The organism is Bacillus sp. RAR_M1_44, assembly GCF_020165935.1.
Lineage (GTDB): Bacteria > Bacillota > Bacilli > Bacillales > Bacillaceae > Bacillus > Bacillus altitudinis.
In genome coordinates this window covers 84,664-102,369 of the sequence record NZ_JAIUKX010000002.1, presented here as the reverse complement: position 1 = coordinate 102,369, position 17,706 = coordinate 84,664, and the positions used below count along the sequence as shown (strand labels likewise).

Here is a 17,706-nt window from a genome sequence, read left to right as displayed (position 1 = left end):
AACAGATGAAAGGAAAAAAAGAAGAGATTGTGAGCATACGTCCATTAGACGAAACCGATTTAGAAGTGGTATGGCATTTAAGGTTTAAAGCACCAGACCAGGCCTATCGAAAGTGGAATGCACCGTATTTTATTGAACATGACATATCGCTTGCTGCATTTAAAAAACGCTATTTACAGGATGAATCTGTCCTGCCAAAACTATTTGGCATTGATGTAGGAGGTGAATTAAAGGGCACAGTTTCTTATTATTGGGAGAATGAACGCACACGCTGGCTGGAGTGCGGGATTCTTATTTATGACTCACGTTTTTGGAATGGAGGCGTTGGAACAAAGGCATTGCGTCTATGGATCGATGAACTCTTTTCACACATTGATATCCCACGCATCGGTCTGACCACCTGGTCTGGAAATGAACGCATGATGCGTTGCGCAGAGAAATGCGGGTTTATCCTTGAGGGAAGACTGCGTAAGGTTCGTTACTATCAAGGGGAGTATTATGATTCGATGCGGTATGGCATGCTGAGAGAAGAATGGCAAAGCCTTCCACACCATTCATTTGAATAGTTATTTTTAAGATTAGGAAAAAAGTATAGTAAGATTCAATAAATTGAAAAAGAAGGGTGGCGGATGAATGTGAAATGGATTACAGGTTGGTTTGTATCCATATTAGTCGCAATCTACCTATTCGTTGATGCACCAAAACACGGGAAAAATAAATGGTTATGGGCCATCTTAGGCCTTTTACTTGGGCTCTTTACACTTGGAATATATCTCATTCAAACAGGAAGAAAAGGGTTGGGCTGGACAGTACTGATTGTGTCCATTTTCATCTATGCGATTGCCATCCTCGTCTTTGTCTTGTACTTCCTCATGCTAGTCTTCGGGTACTCCAACGCAAATTAGAGAGTACGGGTGTGGTGATTTGTTTCACTTCAAATTGCTACCGATTGATGGTTTGATGGCGCCATAGCATCATAAGGATAAAAGGTGGTGGGCTCGGGCAGGATGATCCTCATGTTTAACCATCTTATTTTATCTCATGTGGCTCACTGTTTTGATCAAGTAAGTCCTTCATAAAGAAGGGCTTTTTCTTTTATTTTTTGAGCAGGGACACCTGCAATGACAATCTGCTCTTCATGAAAGGAGCGATTCACTACAGCATTTGCTCCGATGGAAATATGATTCGCAATATAAATGTTTCCAAACAGTTTAGCGCCAGGGCCGATCCATACATGATCTCCGATGACGGGCACATCTTTTTCATGATGGTTTTGACCGATATTCACACCTTGATGAATATCACAAAACGCGCCGATTTTGGCATGTTTGTTTACAATCAACAGCCCAGTATGGTTGATTCTGAGCCCAGGTCCAAATACACCAATTGGGATATCAAAGCCAAGCTGCATGCCTTTCTTTTTATGTAAGTAACGATAAAACCATTTGCGTAACGTAGCACCGCTATTCGTATAGTACTCATATTTTCGTAAATATCTTTGATATTTCCAAATATCATCCCCAAGCCACTTTGGTCTTTTTCGATTGATGGCAAGTGCTTTCTGATCTTGTGCCAAGTAGTGGTGAAGGTCATGCTTCGTTAAAATCATCAGATCTCCCTCGATTCCCTTTCGTTTCAGAGAAATTATACCATTATAACCATTTATATCAAGATAAAATGACGTTCATTTTTTGTTTTACTACATTCATTTCATTCGGCCGTCCCGTATCAAACAAGGGAGCTACAACGCATAGAGCAAAAGAACCAGGAGAATTGATTTGTAATTTTTTTCAACATTTTTCATACTCAAACGTTACATCGCCTTATGGCTGTAGATGTTTGTAAAAAATACACGAAATTACTCGTTAAAAAGAGAATATAGCATTCATATGCTTTTAGAATCATCTTTTTGAATACAATTGACTTTCGTATCTTACATCCTCTAGGCTAGTAAATGAAAATGATAATCTTTATCAATTGGAGGAGTGTTTTATTATGTCCATCAAAACCGTTTCTAAAAATCAGCAATTTTTAGAGCAGCAAAGTCAAAGAGAATCTAATGCAAGGTCTTACCCGAGACGGTTCCCATTAGCCATGCAAAAAGCCGAAGGTATGATCGTGACAGATGCAGATGGTAGAGAATTTTATGACTGCCTAGCAGGTGCAGGAACACTTGCCCTTGGTCACAATCACCCGGTTGTTATAGATGCTATTGAACGTATGCTTCATGAAAAAAGACCGTTGCATACGCTGGACATCACTTCAGAGATTAAAGAAGAATTTGTGAATGAGATTTTTTCTCACTTGCCAGAAGAGTTTGCAAAAAGAGCAAAAATTCAATTTTGTGGACCAACTGGTGGTGATGCTATAGAAGCAGCAATTAAATTAGTCAAGACAGCGACGGGAAATCGTTCCATTCTATCATTCCACGGAGCATATCATGGTGCTACACATGGCACGATGTCATTAAGCGGCAACTTATCGCCAAAAGAAAAAGTACAAGGATTAATGCCAGATGTTCACTTCCTGCCTTATCCATATGAATACCGCTGCCCATTTGGAATCGGCGGTAAAGACTCACATCGCATTTCCAGTTCTTATATTGAGCGTGTATTAAATGATCCTGAGAGTGGAATTCTCCCGCCAGCAGGCATGATCTTTGAAGCGGTGCAAGGGGAGGGCGGCTCCATCCCGGCATCAATTGAATGGATACAAGAAATGAGACGAATCACAAAAGAAAAAGGAATTCCACTTATTATTGATGAGGTTCAATCAGGCATCGGCCGAACTGGTAAGATGTTTGCCTTTGAACATGCTGGTATTGTGCCAGATGTCATTGTGTTATCAAAAGCAATTGGGGGAAGCCTGCCACTATCCGTTGTGATTTATGACAAAGACTTAGATCAATGGAATCCAGGTGCACACATTGGCACGTTTAGAGGAAATCAAATGGCGATGGCAGCTGGAACTGCTACGCTTAAATATATAAAAGAAACCAATCTGCTTGATCATGTAGAAGCGCTTGGTCAGCGTATGCAGGCCAATCTAAAAGACATTCAAAAACAAGTGCCTGCTCTCGGTGATGTGCGAGGAAGAGGATTAATGATTGGTGTTGAAGTTGTGAATCCAGATGAGAAACAGGATGTGGACGGCAGTTATCCAGCAAATCCAGAGCTAGCCAGTCTCATTCAAAAGAATTGTTTTGATAAAGGCTTAATTGTGGAGACAGGAGGCCGTTTTGGAAGTGTGATTCGATTCTTACCGCCTTTGACCATGACAGAAGAACAGCTTGAAAAAGTCATCACGATTTTTAAAGAGGCAGTTTACGATGCAGTCAACTAAACCATCTGTCGATTCATTATTTATTCAACAAAGCCAGCTTGGGAGGGAGTCCTTCCAAGCGGCTCTCTACACATCCATCGACAGCTTACTGGCAGAGTGGCAAACAAGCAGAGGACCGTATAGCGGAATATTGCCTGGGAAATTAGCGACTCATGTCGAATCGTTATTCCAGATTCAACCGGCTGGTGAATCCATTGAGTCTGTTTTTCAAGATATAAAAAATCACCTTTTACCGCATTTGGTTGATGTGTCACATCCTAAATGCCTGGCACATTTGCATTGCCCACCTCTTATCCCTGCTCTGGCAGCAGAGGTGATCGTAAGTTCCTTTAACCAATCAATGGATTCCTTTGATCAAAGCGGCATTGCATCTTTGGTTGAGGAGGAAATCCTCAAGTGGTTATGTGAAAAGTTTTCTTATGGAGAACGAGCAGATGGGACCTTTACGAGCGGTGGAACCCAATCTAACTACATGGGACTGCTTTTAGCAAGAGATGCATTTTGTGAAAACACTTGGCAATGGAATGTACAGCAGAAAGGGTTGCCGAGCGAGGCAAATCGTATGCGGATTCTTTGCTCCAAGAATGCCCACTTCACTGTAAAAAAATCAGCATCTCAGCTAGGTTTAGGTGAACAGGCTGTTGTGTTAGTTGAGACAGACGAACATCACCGAATGGACCTGCATGATTTGCAGAAGAAGCTTATGGAGCTTAAGGAGCAGGATTTGCTTCCATTTGCAGTCGTGGCGACTTGCGGGACAACTGATTTTGGCAGTATTGATCCTGTACGTGACATATATGACATGGTGAAGCCTTTCGGTTTGTGGATTCATGCAGATGCTGCCTATGGAGGAGCGCTTGTATTAAGCAAAACCTTCCGAGGAAAATTAGATGGCATCGAGCTTGCTGATTCGATCACGATCGACTTTCATAAGCAATTTTATCAGCCGATCTCCTGCGGGGCATTTCTACTAAAGGATAAAAGACATTTTGGTTTGATTGATTACCATGCAGATTATCTCAATCCAAAGGAAGATGAACTGGAAGGCATTCTGCATCTCGTGAATAAATCTGTTCAGACGACGCGCCGGTTTGATGCGCTAAAACTCCTTCTCTCTCTGCGTATGATTGGAGAAGAAGGATTTGCAAGTATCATTGACCATACCATCCATTTTGCGAAAGATGTGGCTACGTTGATTGAGAAAAATGATCATCTTGAGGTGATCAATCCTGATCCAGAAATCAATGCAGTCGTGTTTCGTTTTATAGATGATCATCAAGCAGAGGACATCAATAAAATCATTCATCGCACACTTTTCCAAACAGGAACGGCTGTCGTAGCAAAAACAGTAGCCGATGGTCAAACTTGCTTAAAATTCACTTTGTTAAATCCGAGAACGACTATTACACATATTGAGGAAATCCTTTCTGACATTGTTGATATCGGGATCGCTCATATTCAATCCGGGAGGGTACTACGTTGAGTCAATATAAACAAATGGCTGAAAATGCAACGATGCAAAGTTTTTTAAACTGTTTTTTACGTGAAACAGGAATTGATCGATCTGCAAAGAAAGAGACAAAAGCAGACGGCTCACTTGTATTTGTAGCAGCATTAGCAAAACAAGATCTTGAGCTTGTCATTCCGATTCGATATTTTTCGCCTGTAGGCCGTCATCTCTTTGATTTTCCCGTTCGCTTTCGCCCGCAAGGCAGTGAGCAACAGGGAACGATCGTCGATTACACCACACTTGTTGCTTTATGTTCAAAGGAACTTCTCATTGAATACGGCCGCACAGATGCAGAGGATGAGTTCATGCTTCGCATCATTTTAAGCTGCCGGAATATTGAACGATTCATCAGAGAGAGAGAAAGTGATCGAGCAGCTCTTTCTTCAGCTGATTTTGAATATATCGAAGCGGAGCAGTCACTTCTTCTTGGGCATTTAACGCATCCTACACCAAAAAGCAGACAAGGAATGACAGAAGAGGAGGAAGCGATTTATTCTCCTGAGCTGAAAGGCTCTTTCCAGCTTCATTACTTTAAAGCGCATCCGTCAATTGTGCTTCAGGATTCTTCTCTTTCAGAATCTGCGGCAAGTCTCATGTTTGAGGAGCTCATGCGCCAGATGCCGGAAGAAAAAGAGAGACTGACGACGTTAACAGAAGGCGGTGAATATGTCCTGATTCCGATTCATCCGCTACAAGTCCAAGTGGTCATGGAGAAAGCGTTCGTCAAGCGTTATATAGAGGACGGGATGCTGACGTATTTAGGGCCACTAGGGTCTGAATACACAGCGACATCTTCCTTTAGAACGGTCTATCAAAAAGACTCTGCGTACATGCTCAAATTCTCTGTCCCTGTAAAGATCACAAACTCTTTACGCGTTAACAAACAAAAGGAACTTGATCGCGGAGTTGAGATGTCTCGTATCTTAAAAACAGAATTAGGCGTTTCATTATATGACAAATTCTCTGGATTCCGTGTGATTGAAGATCCTGCGTATCTATCTATTCAAGGGGATGAGGCGGAATCTGGCTTTGAAGTCGTCATTCGTCAAAATCCATTTTTGCATCATGAAAAAGGGGCAAGCTTAATTGCAGGGCTATGTCAGGATCATGCATACGGAGGAAAATCAAGGCTTTCAGGCATTATCCATGAATTAGCAGACGCTGAAGGCAGATCAACAGAAGATGTCAGCCGTGATTGGTTCACACAATATTTATCGATTTCGTTAGAGCCGATGCTTTGGCTGTTTGAAACGTATGGTCTTGCCCTTGAAGCCCATCAGCAAAATGCTGTCGTACAGCTAAAGAATGGATATCCGCACACATTCTATTATCGTGACAATCAAGGCTACTATTATAGCGAATCGAAAAAGGATCAGCTTGCGAAGCTTGTTCAAAACTTAAGCGTCAGAAGTGAAACCATTTGTGCAGACGATGTAGCGGTTGAGAGACTGCGTTACTATTTCTTCTTTAATCATTTGTTTGGTCTTGTGAATGGTTTTGGTACAGAGGGGCTTGCAAAAGAAGAAGATTTATTAGCCCTGATTAGAGACACACTGCTTGCGCATGAAGAGACATATGGTGCATCTGAGCTGACGAACAGTCTTCTCCGGTCACAGGAGCTGCCTTCAAAAGCGAACTTACTCACGCGGTTTGAAGATATGGATGAGCTGACGGGTTCTTTAGAAACGCAATCCAGGTACACGTCTGTGTTGAATCCGCTCTTTTTACATAAGGAGGCGCTGATTGGATGAGGCATCGAATTGGGTTCATTCGCGCTGAATATGAACGGGACGTCCAGCTTGTCCACAAGTGGATGCAAGAAGAGTATGTCCACCCATTTTGGCATTTGAATATTCCATTTCCTGCTTTTGAAAAGCACTTTTATCAGGCCATTCATGATCCGCATCAAACCCTTTATTTAGGAACCATTGATGGCACGCCGATGAGCTATTTTGAAGCATACAATGTGAAAGGGGATATCATTGAATCGTACTATGAGCCTTCTCCGCATGATCAAGGCATTCACCTGTTAATTGGAGAGCCAGATTATGTAGGGAAAGGATTTGCGGCTCCGCTGCTTCAAGCCATGACAGCATTTCAGTTTGAGCAGAACAAACGAACAGAAAAAATCGTGGCTGAGCCAGATATTCGGAACGAAAAAATGATTCATGTCTTTGAAAAGTGTGGATTCGAACGTGTGAAACCAGTCACTTTACCAGATAAAACAGGTCTTTTGATGTTTTGTCATCGAGATCCATTTGAAAGGAAGTATAACCATGACGCGGTTCAACAAGCAAAATAATGTAGTGGATGTCATTGGGATTGGCATTGGGCCATTTAACCTAGGGCTTGCTGCATTATCTGAAGAAGTAGACGAAATTGACGCTTTGTTTTTTGAAAGAAGTGAAGCGTTCCACTGGCATCCAGGTATGCTCATTGAAGGGACTACACTTCAAGTCCCCTTTTTAGCGGATCTTGTCAGTATGGCGGATGTGAAAAGCAAATATAGCTTTCTCAACTATTTGCAGGAACAAAACCGTTTGTATTCATTTTACTTTCTAGAAGACTTCCATATCCCGCGCAAGGAATATAGTCATTATTGCCGCTGGGTCGCGGATCAATTAGATTCTTGCCGATTTGGCATGAATGTCGAATCTGTCTCCATCGTTGAAAAAGCTGGAGAAAAACGATATGAAGTGCATGTCCGTCATGTGAAAGATCAAACGGTAGAGGTGTTTGAAAGTAAGCATCTTGTTTTAGGTATCGGCACACAGCCTGCGGTACCAGCACCTCTTCAGCCAGCTTTAGGGGATCGGGTGTTTCATTCTGCTGATTACTTGAAACGAAAGAAAGAAGGCTGTTTTAAAGGAAAATCCGTGACGGTCATCGGTTCTGGTCAAAGTGCGGCAGAAGTATTCTATGACATTTTATCAGACGATGAGGCGAAGGATATTCATTGGTTTACACGCTCTAAAGGGTTTTTCCCAATGGAATATTCAAATTTGGGTCTTGAGTATTTCTCTCCAGACTATATTGATTTCTTTTATGAGCTTCCGCAACCTAAAAAAGATGCGCTATTAAAGCAGCAAGATTTGCTGTATAAAGGCATCAGCTCAGCGATGATCCGAGATATTTATCACTTGCTTTATGAACGTTCTGCTTGCGGAGAGCAGCTGAACACCGTGCTGCAGGCGATGACGGAGGTCAATTTGATTGAGGAAACGAGGGACGGCTTATCGCTTTCATGCAATCAATGGGTCAAAGAGGAATCCTTTACGCATGAGACAGACATTGTCGTCTTGGCAACGGGCTATCAATCTGTATTACCGCCATTTATTGATCCGATTTCCCATCATATTCAGTGGGATCATCAAGGACGCTTCCAGGTTGAACGTGAATATCGATTGAAAACAAATACATTAGGTGAAAATGATATTTTTGTACAAAATGCAGAGCTTCATACACATGGAGTAGGCGCACCAGATTTAGGGCTAGGGGCGTACCGAAACAGTGTCATTATCAATGAACTGGCTCGTCGACCTGTGTATCCACTTTATCAAAAGCATGTTTTCCAGACATTCGGTACACATAAACACGCAAATACATTTGAAGAAATCAAAGGGTAAGGAGGATGAACCGATGAGTATACAAGATGAAATGAAAAAAGCGGTCAATCCTGCTGCTTGGAAAAAAGCAAACCAGCGAATGGTGGCAAAAATGCTGTCCGAATATATGTATGAGGATATGCTTCATCCCGTTCAGCTAAATCATCAGGATGGCATCGCCCAATATGAATTAATCATTCACGAACAGAAGAAATATCGTTATCTCGCAAAACCTCGTTTGTTTGATAGTTTTGATACGATTGCTGAATCGATCGAGTGCTGTCAAGACGGAACGTGGACAAAGGATGTTAGTGCCATTGTGTTTTTACTAGACATTCAGCCGATCATCCCAATGTCTTCTGAAACAACTGGCCATCTGATCAAAGAGCTTCACCATACCTTGTTAGCTGATGTTCATTTGCTGTCGAAAAAAGCACTTCGTGCAGATGAGCTGACGGATACAGATTACGCATGGATTGAAGGCGAGATGACTGGTCATCCGTGGATCGTCTATAACAAAGGGCGTATTGGGTTCAGCTACGAGGATTACTTAGCCTATGCACCTGAAAGGCAGGAATGTGTGCAGCTGTCTTGGATTGCTGTTCACCGAGAGCTTGCGACTTTCCATGCGGTCGATCATGAGAACTATGAGCACATCATTGCCAAGGAATTAGACGAAGTCACGATTCGTCAATTCCAACGTGTGTTAAAGGATGAAGGGCTGAATGCGGCTGATTATTATATGATGCCTGTTCATAAATGGCAGTGGACACATATGATCATCCAACATTTCCCCGAAGATTTAGCGATGCGCCGTATTGTGTATTTAGGAGAAGGGCTGGATCAATATATTCCACAGCAATCGATCAGAACCTTTACGAACATCTCAAATAAAGGCAAGCATCATATTAAATTGCCAATGAGTATTTTAAATACGCTAGTGTACCGGGGGCTCCCATCAGAACGTACGGTGATTGCTCCTCGTATTACAGCGCATATTAAAGGCATCGCCGATCAAGACGTCTTTTTGTCCGATGTATGCCGCGTCATTTTACCAGGTGAGAATGCGAGTATCAATGTTGATCATCCTTATTACAGCAAGCTACCTGGTGCGCCATATCAATACCTTGAAATGCTTGGAGTCATTTTTAGAGAAAGCATTTATACGTATTTAGATGAAGGGGAGAGCCCTGTTACGCTGGCGGCACTGACGTATGAAGATCATGAAGGCGAGCCTTATCTGAAGCAGCTCATTGAAAAATCGGGTCTGTCAGCAAAAGAATGGATGGCGTCATTCTTCCATGTTGTCATGCCGCCGCTTCTGCACTTTATGTATCAATATGGCACGGTGTTTTCACCGCACGGACAAAATACAATTCTTGTATTAAAAGATCATAAGCCGCATCGTTTGGCGATCAAAGATTTTGTTGATGATGTGAACATTAGTGATCAACCGCTGCCTGAATTGGCTTCATTAGAAGAAGATCTAAAGGAAGTGCTGCGTAGTGAGCCGCCTGAGGGTCTTGTACAATTTATTTTTACGGGCCTGTTTATTTGCAATCTTCGTTACGTGTCAAACGTGTTAGACAATCACAATCTGTTAGATGAAACGACGCTTTGGCGCTTGCTTGCAGAAGAAATTCAGCAGTATCAAAAGCAATTTCCACAGCTAAAAGATCGTTTTGCTTTATTTGATCTATTCCAGCCTCAGCTGACAAAGCTTTGTTTAAACCGTAATCGCATGATTGATTATGGCTATGGAGATGGAGATGACCGGCCGCATGCATCAGAGCATGGCAAGGTCACAAATGCACTCGCTCAAGTTCTCTCATCCGTAGGCGAAAAATAAAAAAGAAAAGCTGTAGACAACATCTGTCTACAGCTTTTTGATTTTTTATGAAAATGCTTGTGAGGCCAGGAAATAGAGAAGCGCCGGATCGTTCTGCTTTTCGATCCCACGAATCATCATAAAATGTGCGACGTTTGTTTTCGTAAATCCTGCTTCTACAAGTGATGCATGCAGGCGTTCAGCTGTTTCTTCCTGCATATCTAAACGAAAGGCGCCAGAATAAGACGTGAGAAGTGATTGAATGAGTGATAGCGCCGTTTGTTCATCGTTTGCTGCAAGCGGGCCAATCATCAGATTAGCTGGTGTTTCCACACCAAACGCGAAACCGGTGATTTCGTGGTGTTCATCCTTTGCGATCAGTTTAAATGCTGCTCGCTCCATTCGTTTTATTAAGAAGTTTGATCGATTGGTTCCTGCGCCTTTTTCATCCAGTCTTTCAATAGACGGGAGGTGCGTTTCATCAGCGGGAAAAAGATGAATCTGATGTGACACGTGAAGCGCACTAGGATTTGTTTTTTGTGCTTTGTATGTATGAATATAACCGGCTGTCTGAAAGCCGATTTTTTCATAGACTGGCTGTCCTTGTACAGTAGCCGTTAAAACGACAGGGACACTTGGATCACTATGACGAAGCAGTGTGTCAATCATTTGACGGGCAAGACCGAGGCCTCGATGTGTCTCAGATACAATGACCGCTCCAATTGATGCCACACTGTCATACTGAAAAAGTCCAGCGCATGAAATGACTTGTCCGTCAGTTGTTGTAAAACCGGTAAAATGTCCATTTGTTAAAAGAGATGTGAGCTCTTCCGCATTGTAATCAGGCCAGTCGACCTCTTTTGACAATGCGACAAGGTCTGGTATGTCATCAAGGGTTAAAGATCGTTGAATAACGTTTGGCAATACACGCAACTCCTTCTTAGCTGATTTCTCTCTATGTATCGTACCATAAGAACGCATAAGAAAAAGGAAAAGGGGATACCTTTTCCTTCACCGTGTAGACAAACTCCGTTTTGGTGCTCCCTTTTCCTTTTGTATAGTTTAATAATTGAGGTCACGGTTGTATTCATATTCAAAGGTGAGCTGTAAGTTTTTAATTGAGACAACGCCTACTTTGATTAACCGTCCACCGATCAATTGAGGAACCTCGGTTGCATTAAAAGAAACAAAAAAGCGGTCTTTTGCTGGCACTTGACTTGTTTTATAAGAAGAGATGTCAACTTTTTGACCGTTCCAAGGTACGTTCACTGTTCCGCCTTTTAAGGAAGAGACAGTGAATACATAATTATATGCATTTGTACTACCTTTTTCAGCTTCTAATGACAGGCCAGTGACAACGGCATCCTGCGGCAAGCTGCTTAAATCAAAAGAAGAGTTGGGAGATCCGGCTTCATTGAAACTATTCAATGTGGCAGGTGATCCATATCGTTTCGTTGTGCCTTTTTCAATACTTTTATCAAAGACAATACGATACATGTTGTCCTCTTCATTTAATAATTGCTTTGGTTTGACGGCTAAATAGTAGTCAGTGCTTGCGGCAATTTTCGGCATATGGATGATTTCATTTTGGTTGTTTGTCCGCACAGAGGAAGACACGAGTGACCCGCTCTGATTGTAAAGATAAAGATCGAAATCATTTCCAGCTTTCACATTGACGAGTTTGATAGAAAAGCGGCCATCTGCTCCATCAAATTTAGAGCTGGTGAACCGGTAAAAATCAATGTCATTCATAGAAGAGATACTGCCTTCGTGATATAAATAGGTCTTGTTTAGATGAAGAGAGTGCTGTAAGAATTGAGCTTTGTCCATCGTATCATTGTTTGCATAATCACTGTCTGGATACAGATGCTCCAATTCTTCTGTATAATATTTTGTTTGTTTCGTAGACGTTTCACTTGCTTGAGCAGGTGATTGGAAAAGAGGGCTAGCAATAAAGAGACCTGTAAGCAATAAAACCCCGATCTTCTTTTTGAACATGACAAACATCTCCTTTTAAGTAAATGACTTTCATTTATAATATCGGTAAATAAACTTAATTTTTCATATTTATTCCATTTTTATTTATAAAAAGAACCTCCAATTCAGGAGGTTTTTTTAGTGAACGTTAAAATATCGAGCTTCAGGATGAGAAACGACAATGGCTGAAACGGATGCTTCAGGCTCCATCATAAACCCTTCTGTGAGATGAATCCCGATTTTTTCTGGCTGCAGCAGATGGAATAGTTTTTCTTGGTCTTCTAGATTAGGGCACGCTGGATAGCCAAAGGAATAGCGCTGACCTTGATATTTGGCTTGGAACCGTTTCTCCATCGTGAAATCGACTGGGTCTGGGAATCCCCATTTATCACGAATTACTTGGTGCGTTCGTTCAGCCAATCCTTCTGCAAGCTCAAGTGCTAAAGCTTGGACCGCATGCATTTTTAAATAGTCACCCTCTTGTTTAAATTGCTGCGCAACCTCTCGTATGCGGGCGCCAGCCGTCACTGCAAATAAGGCGATATAATCTTTCTCGTTCTCTCCGCTTTTCCGCACATAATCAGAAATAGACCGGTACGGAAGTTTTTCCTGTCTTGGAAATTGGAATGTCTCAATGACGCGGTCAGGCGCTTCTGGATCATAGATATGCAGGTCATTCCCATTTGAACTGGCAGGGAAGAATTGATAGACGAATGCAGGTGCAAACCAGTTTTTCTCTCTGCCTTCTTGAAGAAGATCTGTGATCAGTTGTTTTAACTCCAATGCTTTTGGATGCTGTTCAGCCAAGAGCTTTTTGACCTTTCCTTTTAAACCGAGATGATGGCCGATCAGCATTTGCTCATTGACATAGGGCATAATGTGGTGCAAATCAATATCCCGTACATAATGGCGTTTCGTATTTTCTGGCGTGAATATCGCTGCCTCCGGAAGTGTCGCGCGTTTTTCTAGTAATTCAATCACGGCTTTTGGCTGCTTTGTTTCTTTTTCCTTATGGAGTGTTTCTTGATCCTCTAAGGGTTTTGTTTGAAATTGAAGAGGGTTCGTTCTTAATTCATTCGCTAAAGACAGGCCGTCCATTGCATCTTTGGCGTAAAGGACGGGGCCATCATATTGAGGCGAAATTTTCATCTTCGTAAACTTCCGTGAAAGCGCCGCGCCGCCCACCAAAATGGGAACAGAGATGTTTGCTTTTTGTAAATCTTGAGCGGTCAAGACCATTTGCTGTGCTGATTTGACAAGTAAACCTGATAATCCAATCATATCTGGCTTTTCTTTTTGCACCGCTTCAATCAATGTTTGTGGGGTTACTTTGATTCCGAGATCGACGACGTGAAAGCCATTATTGCTCAAAATGATGTCGACCAGGTTTTTCCCTATATCATGGACATCGCCTTTGACGGTGGCGAGGAGAATCTTCCCTTTGCCGCTTGCGTCCTTTTTCTCCATAAATTGCTCAAGGTATGAAACAGATGCTTTCATGACCTCAGCGGATTGAAGCACTTCAGCTACAATCAATTCGTTTTGATTAAAAAGGCGCCCAACCTCTGACATTCCCTGCATTAATGGTCCATTGATGATATGAAGAGGTGATTCAAATTTCTCCAAAGCAAGGGCAAGGTCATCAATCAGGCCTTCTTTCGTCCCTTCGACGACATATAGTGCCAGTCTTTCATCAAGCGATAAGGAGATCTTTGGTTTTTTCTCTGTTTTCTTTTTCCCGCGATAAAATTGGGTGAACTCAGCAAGGGTTTGATCATTTGTTTCATAAAGTAAAGTTTCAGCCAGCTTGATTTCTTCCTTTGGAATTGAAGCAAAGCGTTCAAGCTTTTCAGTATTCACGATCGCATAATCAAGTCCTGCTTTGACGCAGTGATACAAATAAACGGCATTCAATATTTCTCTGCCAACTGGCGGGAGTCCGAAAGACACGTTACTAATGCCTAAAATGGTGAGACATTCAGGCAGTGCTGCTTTGATTCGCTCAATGCCTTTAATCGTCTCTTCAGCAGCACCAATATACTGTTCGTCTCCAGTACCTACTGGAAAGACAAGCGGGTCAAAAATGATATCACTCGCAGGGATTCCATATTTTTTCGTGAGCAGGTCATGGGATCTTACGGCAATTTCAAGTTTTCGATCTGCTGTGACGGCCATCCCTGTTTCATCGATTGTTCCAACAACAAGTGCGCCGCCATATAGCTTGACAAGCGGAAGAATCTCTTCAAAGCGCTCTTCTCCATCCTCTAAATTAATAGAATTAATAATGGCTTTTCCTTGAGAATACATGAGTGCTTTTTCGATGACATGTTTATCGGTTGAATCAATGACAAAAGGAGCTTTCACTTTTTTCATGGCTTCTTTTAAAAAGCCTTCCATGTCTGCTATCTCATCACGATCAGGGTCTGCTAGACACACATCAATGACGTGAGCGCCATTTTTCACTTGAGCACGAGCAATTTCTGCTGCCTCTTCAAACTTTTGTTCTGCGATGAGCCGTTTGAATTTGCGCGAACCAATGACATTTGTGCGCTCACCAACAAAGAGAGGGCGCATCGCTTCTTCATAAATGAGGGGCTCGATTCCTGATACGGTATGCGGTGATGACTCATGCGACATGCTGCGGGGCTGAAGCGAACGTACTTCATTTGACAATGCCTGAATATGTGCAGGCGTTGTACCGCAGCAGCCGCCGACGATATTTAACCAGCCTTCTTTTGCAAAAGCGGCGATTTTTTTAGCAAGCGAACCAGGGGATTCGTGATATTGCCCTTCTTCATCTGGGAGACCAGCGTTTGGATAGCAGCTGACAGCCGACTTTGCGATGGAGGAGAGTGTACGGATATGGTCTGTCATAAATTCTGGACCAGTTGCACAGTTTAGTCCGACGCTGATTGGTTTCATATGCTCAAGTGAGATATAAAAGGCTTCAATATCTTGACCGGCAAGGGTAGTGCCCATCGGCTCAATCGTACCTGACACCATCAGTGGCAGCTCAATACCGGTCGCTTTAAAGGCTTCTTGAATGCCTTTAAATCCAGCTTTGACATTCAGCATGTCTTGACTTGTTTCTAAAAGAAGAGCATCACATTTCCCATCGATCAGGGCGCGGGCTTGTTCTTCATAATTTGCAACGAGCTCTTCAAACGTTGTGCCGCCTGTTACGGATAATGTTTTTGTAGTGGGTCCCATTGCGCCTACAACAAAGCGAGGCCAATCTGGTGTCGACAAACGGTCTGCTTCACGCTTTGCTAGCTGAGCTGCTTTTACGTTCAATTCATAGGCGAGATGGCCAAGTCCATATTCATCGAGAACGAGCTTTGTCGCACCGAATGTATTCGTTTCAATGAGGTCAGCACTTGCCTCTAGGTATTGCCGGTGAATCGTGGAGATAATGTGAGGGGCTGTGACGTTCAAATATTCGTTACAGCCCTCATACTCTTCTCCGCCGAAATCCTCTGCTGTGAGATCGGCGTTTTGAATCATTGTGCCCATTGCACCGTCAAGGACGAGGATGCGTTTTTTGAGCTGTTCAGTGATAGTTGGCATGGATGTTTGGCTCCTTTTCTTTCTGATGGATGTAAGTTGTCAGTTCTGCTGTTAAATCTGATCGAAGGAAAGGGGTAATTAAATAGATACCATTAAACAATTCGCAAGCTGTATCTAATAAAGAGCGGGCAATCGCTAACCCTTCTGTCCGCTGCTTTTCTTTATCTTCGCCTGCCTTGGCCATAATCTCACGAATCGAGTCAGACAATTTAATGCCGGGAATTTCATGATGAATAAACTCAGCATTTCGGCTGCTTGTTAGCGGCATAATGCCGATATAAATCGGTTTATCCAAATGTCGGCTTTCTTCATGAATTTTCACAAGCTGTTCCTCAGAGTAAACAGGTTGTGAAATAAAATAATCGGCCCCGTATTCGATTTTCTTCTCGAGGCGTTTGACTGCTTTATCAATATGACGGACATTTGGATTAAACGCGCCAGCCACTGAAAAATTAGTCTTTTTCCCGAGCGGCTTCCCGGAGAAAGATAGTCCCTCGTTAAATTGTTTGATCAGACGGATCAAATCAAAGGAGGTTAAATCATACACAGATGTCGCACCTGGGAAGTCTCCAATTTTAGACGGATCGCCTGTGATGGCTAAAATATCGGTTAGTCCAAGTGTGTCCAGCCCCATTAAGTGGGATTGGAGTCCAATTAAATTGCGATCACGACATGTGATATGGACAAGTGAACGCATATCAAGCTGCTGTTTTAATAAAGCGCCGCATGCCACATTGCTAATACGCGGGGTAGCTAGAGAGTTATCGGCCAGTGTGAGGGCATCAATGCCTGCACTTTTTAATTCGTTCGCTGCGACGAGGAATTTTTCAAAGTTCAGCTTCTTCGGCGGATCTAGCTCGACGATAATCGAACGTTTTTTCACAGCCAGCTCGTCAAGACCTGGTTCTGTCCGTTGATCTTGGATGGAAATGATTTCTTCTTTTAATATTTTCACTTCTTTTTCGGTGATAGGTGCTAAATCTTTGACCGCCTCAGCCATGGCGCTAATATGCTGAGGGGTTGTTCCGCAGCAGCCTCCAATGATTCGTGCGCCCTGATTTCTAAACTCAAGTGCACTTTTTCGGAAATAATCATTATCTGTATCATAGACGAGTCTGCCTTCTTCAAGGGAGGGGAGACTGCTGTTTGGATAGACAGATAAATGAGAATTTTCCAAAAGTGGAACACCTTCAAGTGCCTGAATCATATGATAAGGGCCCAGCCGGCAGTTAATGCCGACGACATCAGCGCCAAGTGAGGATAATTCAGATAAACCGTCTTTTAGCGGTGTCCCGTCCTGCAATACACCTTGCTCATGCATGGAGACGTTCATGACAATCGGAAGCGCTGTTTCTTTGCGAGCAATCTCAAGAACGGCTTTTGCTTCTTCAATATCGTAATATGTTTCAAGCAGTAATCCATCAGGCTCTTCATTTAAAAGGATATAGAGCTGTTCTCTAAAGCTCCGTTTAATCTCGTCTAAAGAGTAGGCATTTTTGTTAAATGTTCGAATGCCACCGATCGTTCCAAGGACATAAGCTGAGCCAGCGGCTGCTTTGGCAATTTGTACAGCTTTTGTGTTAATGCGTTTTGTTTCTTCTTCTAAACCGTAGCGGGATAGTTTAATATAATTCGCACCGTATGTGTTCGTTTGAATAATGTCCGCTCCAGCTTGCACATATGCCTCGTGCACTCTTTTGACTTCATCTTCTTTTGATAAATTTAATTCTTCAAAGCAACGGTCAATGCCATAAGAGTATAAAAGTGTTCCCATTGCTCCATCAGCAATCAGTACGCGATTTTGTAAGTCTTGTAATAGGCCCATTGGTTTCCTCCTTATTTCTATGTAACAAAAAAAGCCTTCTGATAAGAAGAAG

Annotated in this window: 13 protein-coding genes; 8 read left to right on the top strand and 5 right to left on the bottom strand. The window is 42.6% G+C overall.

The window, feature by feature from the left end:
- The first annotated feature begins 5 nt into the window (after positions 1-5).
- Together LCD34_RS14040 and LCD34_RS14035 are read left to right on the top strand one after the other, a co-directional pair.
- Positions 6-566: a GNAT family N-acetyltransferase gene (locus LCD34_RS14040; RefSeq protein WP_017360203.1), complete on the top strand. Its 561-nt coding sequence runs from the start codon at positions 6-8 to the stop codon at positions 564-566.
- 63 nt (positions 567-629) lie between these two features.
- Entirely contained in the window at positions 630-905 is a 276-nt protein-coding gene (locus LCD34_RS14035; RefSeq protein ID WP_035392471.1) for a hypothetical protein, read from the top strand.
- A 155-nt stretch (positions 906-1,060) separates the two neighbouring features.
- Here the strand turns inward: LCD34_RS14035 and LCD34_RS14030 are convergent, their stop codons facing one another.
- Entirely contained in the window at positions 1,061-1,609 is a 549-nt protein-coding gene (locus tag LCD34_RS14030; RefSeq protein WP_025207122.1) for a serine O-acetyltransferase, read from the bottom strand.
- Between the two features lie 386 nt (positions 1,610-1,995).
- Here LCD34_RS14030 and LCD34_RS14025 point away from each other — a divergent pair, with 386 nt between their 5' ends.
- From LCD34_RS14025 to LCD34_RS14000, 6 genes are read left to right on the top strand one after another with little or no spacing between them, the layout of a single operon-like run.
- Positions 1,996-3,342: an aspartate aminotransferase family protein gene (locus LCD34_RS14025; protein ID WP_035392469.1), complete on the top strand. Its 1,347-nt coding sequence runs from the start codon at positions 1,996-1,998 to the stop codon at positions 3,340-3,342.
- Positions 3,329-4,825 (top strand): pyridoxal phosphate-dependent decarboxylase family protein, encoded by a 1,497-nt coding sequence (locus LCD34_RS14020; RefSeq protein WP_224559549.1) that lies wholly within the window; start codon positions 3,329-3,331, stop codon positions 4,823-4,825. Before LCD34_RS14025 ends, LCD34_RS14020 begins: the two co-directional genes overlap by 14 nt.
- Positions 4,822-6,603 (top strand): IucA/IucC family protein, encoded by a 1,782-nt coding sequence (locus tag LCD34_RS14015; RefSeq protein ID WP_224559547.1) that lies wholly within the window; start codon positions 4,822-4,824, stop codon positions 6,601-6,603. Before LCD34_RS14020 ends, LCD34_RS14015 begins: the two co-directional genes overlap by 4 nt.
- The gene (locus tag LCD34_RS14010) at positions 6,600-7,154 is read left to right on the top strand and encodes a GNAT family N-acetyltransferase (RefSeq protein WP_035392465.1); all 555 of its coding nucleotides are present in this window, start codon (positions 6,600-6,602) and stop codon (positions 7,152-7,154) included. Before LCD34_RS14015 ends, LCD34_RS14010 begins: the two co-directional genes overlap by 4 nt.
- Entirely contained in the window at positions 7,129-8,478 is a 1,350-nt protein-coding gene (locus tag LCD34_RS14005) for a lysine N(6)-hydroxylase/L-ornithine N(5)-oxygenase family protein (RefSeq protein WP_017366992.1), read from the top strand. The genes LCD34_RS14010 and LCD34_RS14005 overlap by 26 nt, the downstream gene beginning before the upstream one ends.
- Before the next feature lie 13 nt (positions 8,479-8,491).
- Complete coding sequence (locus LCD34_RS14000) at positions 8,492-10,306, top strand: IucA/IucC family protein (RefSeq protein WP_017366993.1); 1,815 nt, start codon at positions 8,492-8,494, stop codon at positions 10,304-10,306.
- A gap of 45 nt (positions 10,307-10,351) precedes the next feature.
- On the opposite strand, the gene LCD34_RS13995 is transcribed toward LCD34_RS14000, so the two are convergent.
- From LCD34_RS13995 to LCD34_RS13980, 4 genes are all read right to left on the bottom strand, one after another.
- Positions 10,352-11,209: a GNAT family N-acetyltransferase gene (locus tag LCD34_RS13995; protein ID WP_202734573.1), complete on the bottom strand. Its 858-nt coding sequence runs from the start codon at positions 11,207-11,209 to the stop codon at positions 10,352-10,354.
- Positions 11,210-11,347: 138 nt separating this feature from the next.
- A complete protein-coding gene (locus LCD34_RS13990) occupies positions 11,348-12,283 on the bottom strand; it encodes a hypothetical protein (RefSeq protein WP_008348558.1) in 936 nt (311 codons plus the stop codon).
- A 117-nt stretch (positions 12,284-12,400) separates the two neighbouring features.
- The gene (gene metH, locus LCD34_RS13985; RefSeq protein WP_224559545.1) at positions 12,401-15,829 is read right to left on the bottom strand and encodes a methionine synthase; all 3,429 of its coding nucleotides are present in this window, start codon (positions 15,827-15,829) and stop codon (positions 12,401-12,403) included.
- Entirely contained in the window at positions 15,813-17,654 is a 1,842-nt protein-coding gene (locus LCD34_RS13980; protein WP_224559534.1) for a bifunctional homocysteine S-methyltransferase/methylenetetrahydrofolate reductase, read from the bottom strand. The genes metH and LCD34_RS13980 overlap by 17 nt, the downstream gene beginning before the upstream one ends.
- Between the last annotated feature and the right edge of the window lie 52 nt (positions 17,655-17,706).

Coding starts and splice junctions, on each gene's coding strand:
- LCD34_RS14040 (WP_017360203.1), top strand. CDS start 6: ATGAAAGGAAAAAAAGAAGAGATTGTGAGCATACGTCCATTAGACGAA.
- LCD34_RS14035 (WP_035392471.1), top strand. CDS start 630: ATGAATGTGAAATGGATTACAGGTTGGTTTGTATCCATATTAGTCGCA.
- LCD34_RS14030 (WP_025207122.1), bottom strand. CDS start 1,609: ATGATTTTAACGAAGCATGACCTTCACCACTACTTGGCACAAGATCAG.
- LCD34_RS14025 (WP_035392469.1), top strand. CDS start 1,996: ATGTCCATCAAAACCGTTTCTAAAAATCAGCAATTTTTAGAGCAGCAA.
- LCD34_RS14020 (WP_224559549.1), top strand. CDS start 3,329: ATGCAGTCAACTAAACCATCTGTCGATTCATTATTTATTCAACAAAGC.
- LCD34_RS14010 (WP_035392465.1), top strand. CDS start 6,600: ATGAGGCATCGAATTGGGTTCATTCGCGCTGAATATGAACGGGACGTC.
- LCD34_RS14005 (WP_017366992.1), top strand. CDS start 7,129: ATGACGCGGTTCAACAAGCAAAATAATGTAGTGGATGTCATTGGGATT.
- LCD34_RS14000 (WP_017366993.1), top strand. CDS start 8,492: ATGAGTATACAAGATGAAATGAAAAAAGCGGTCAATCCTGCTGCTTGG.
- LCD34_RS13990 (WP_008348558.1), bottom strand. CDS start 12,283: ATGTTCAAAAAGAAGATCGGGGTTTTATTGCTTACAGGTCTCTTTATT.
- metH (WP_224559545.1), bottom strand. CDS start 15,829: ATGCCAACTATCACTGAACAGCTCAAAAAACGCATCCTCGTCCTTGAC.
- LCD34_RS13980 (WP_224559534.1), bottom strand. CDS start 17,654: ATGGGCCTATTACAAGACTTACAAAATCGCGTACTGATTGCTGATGGA.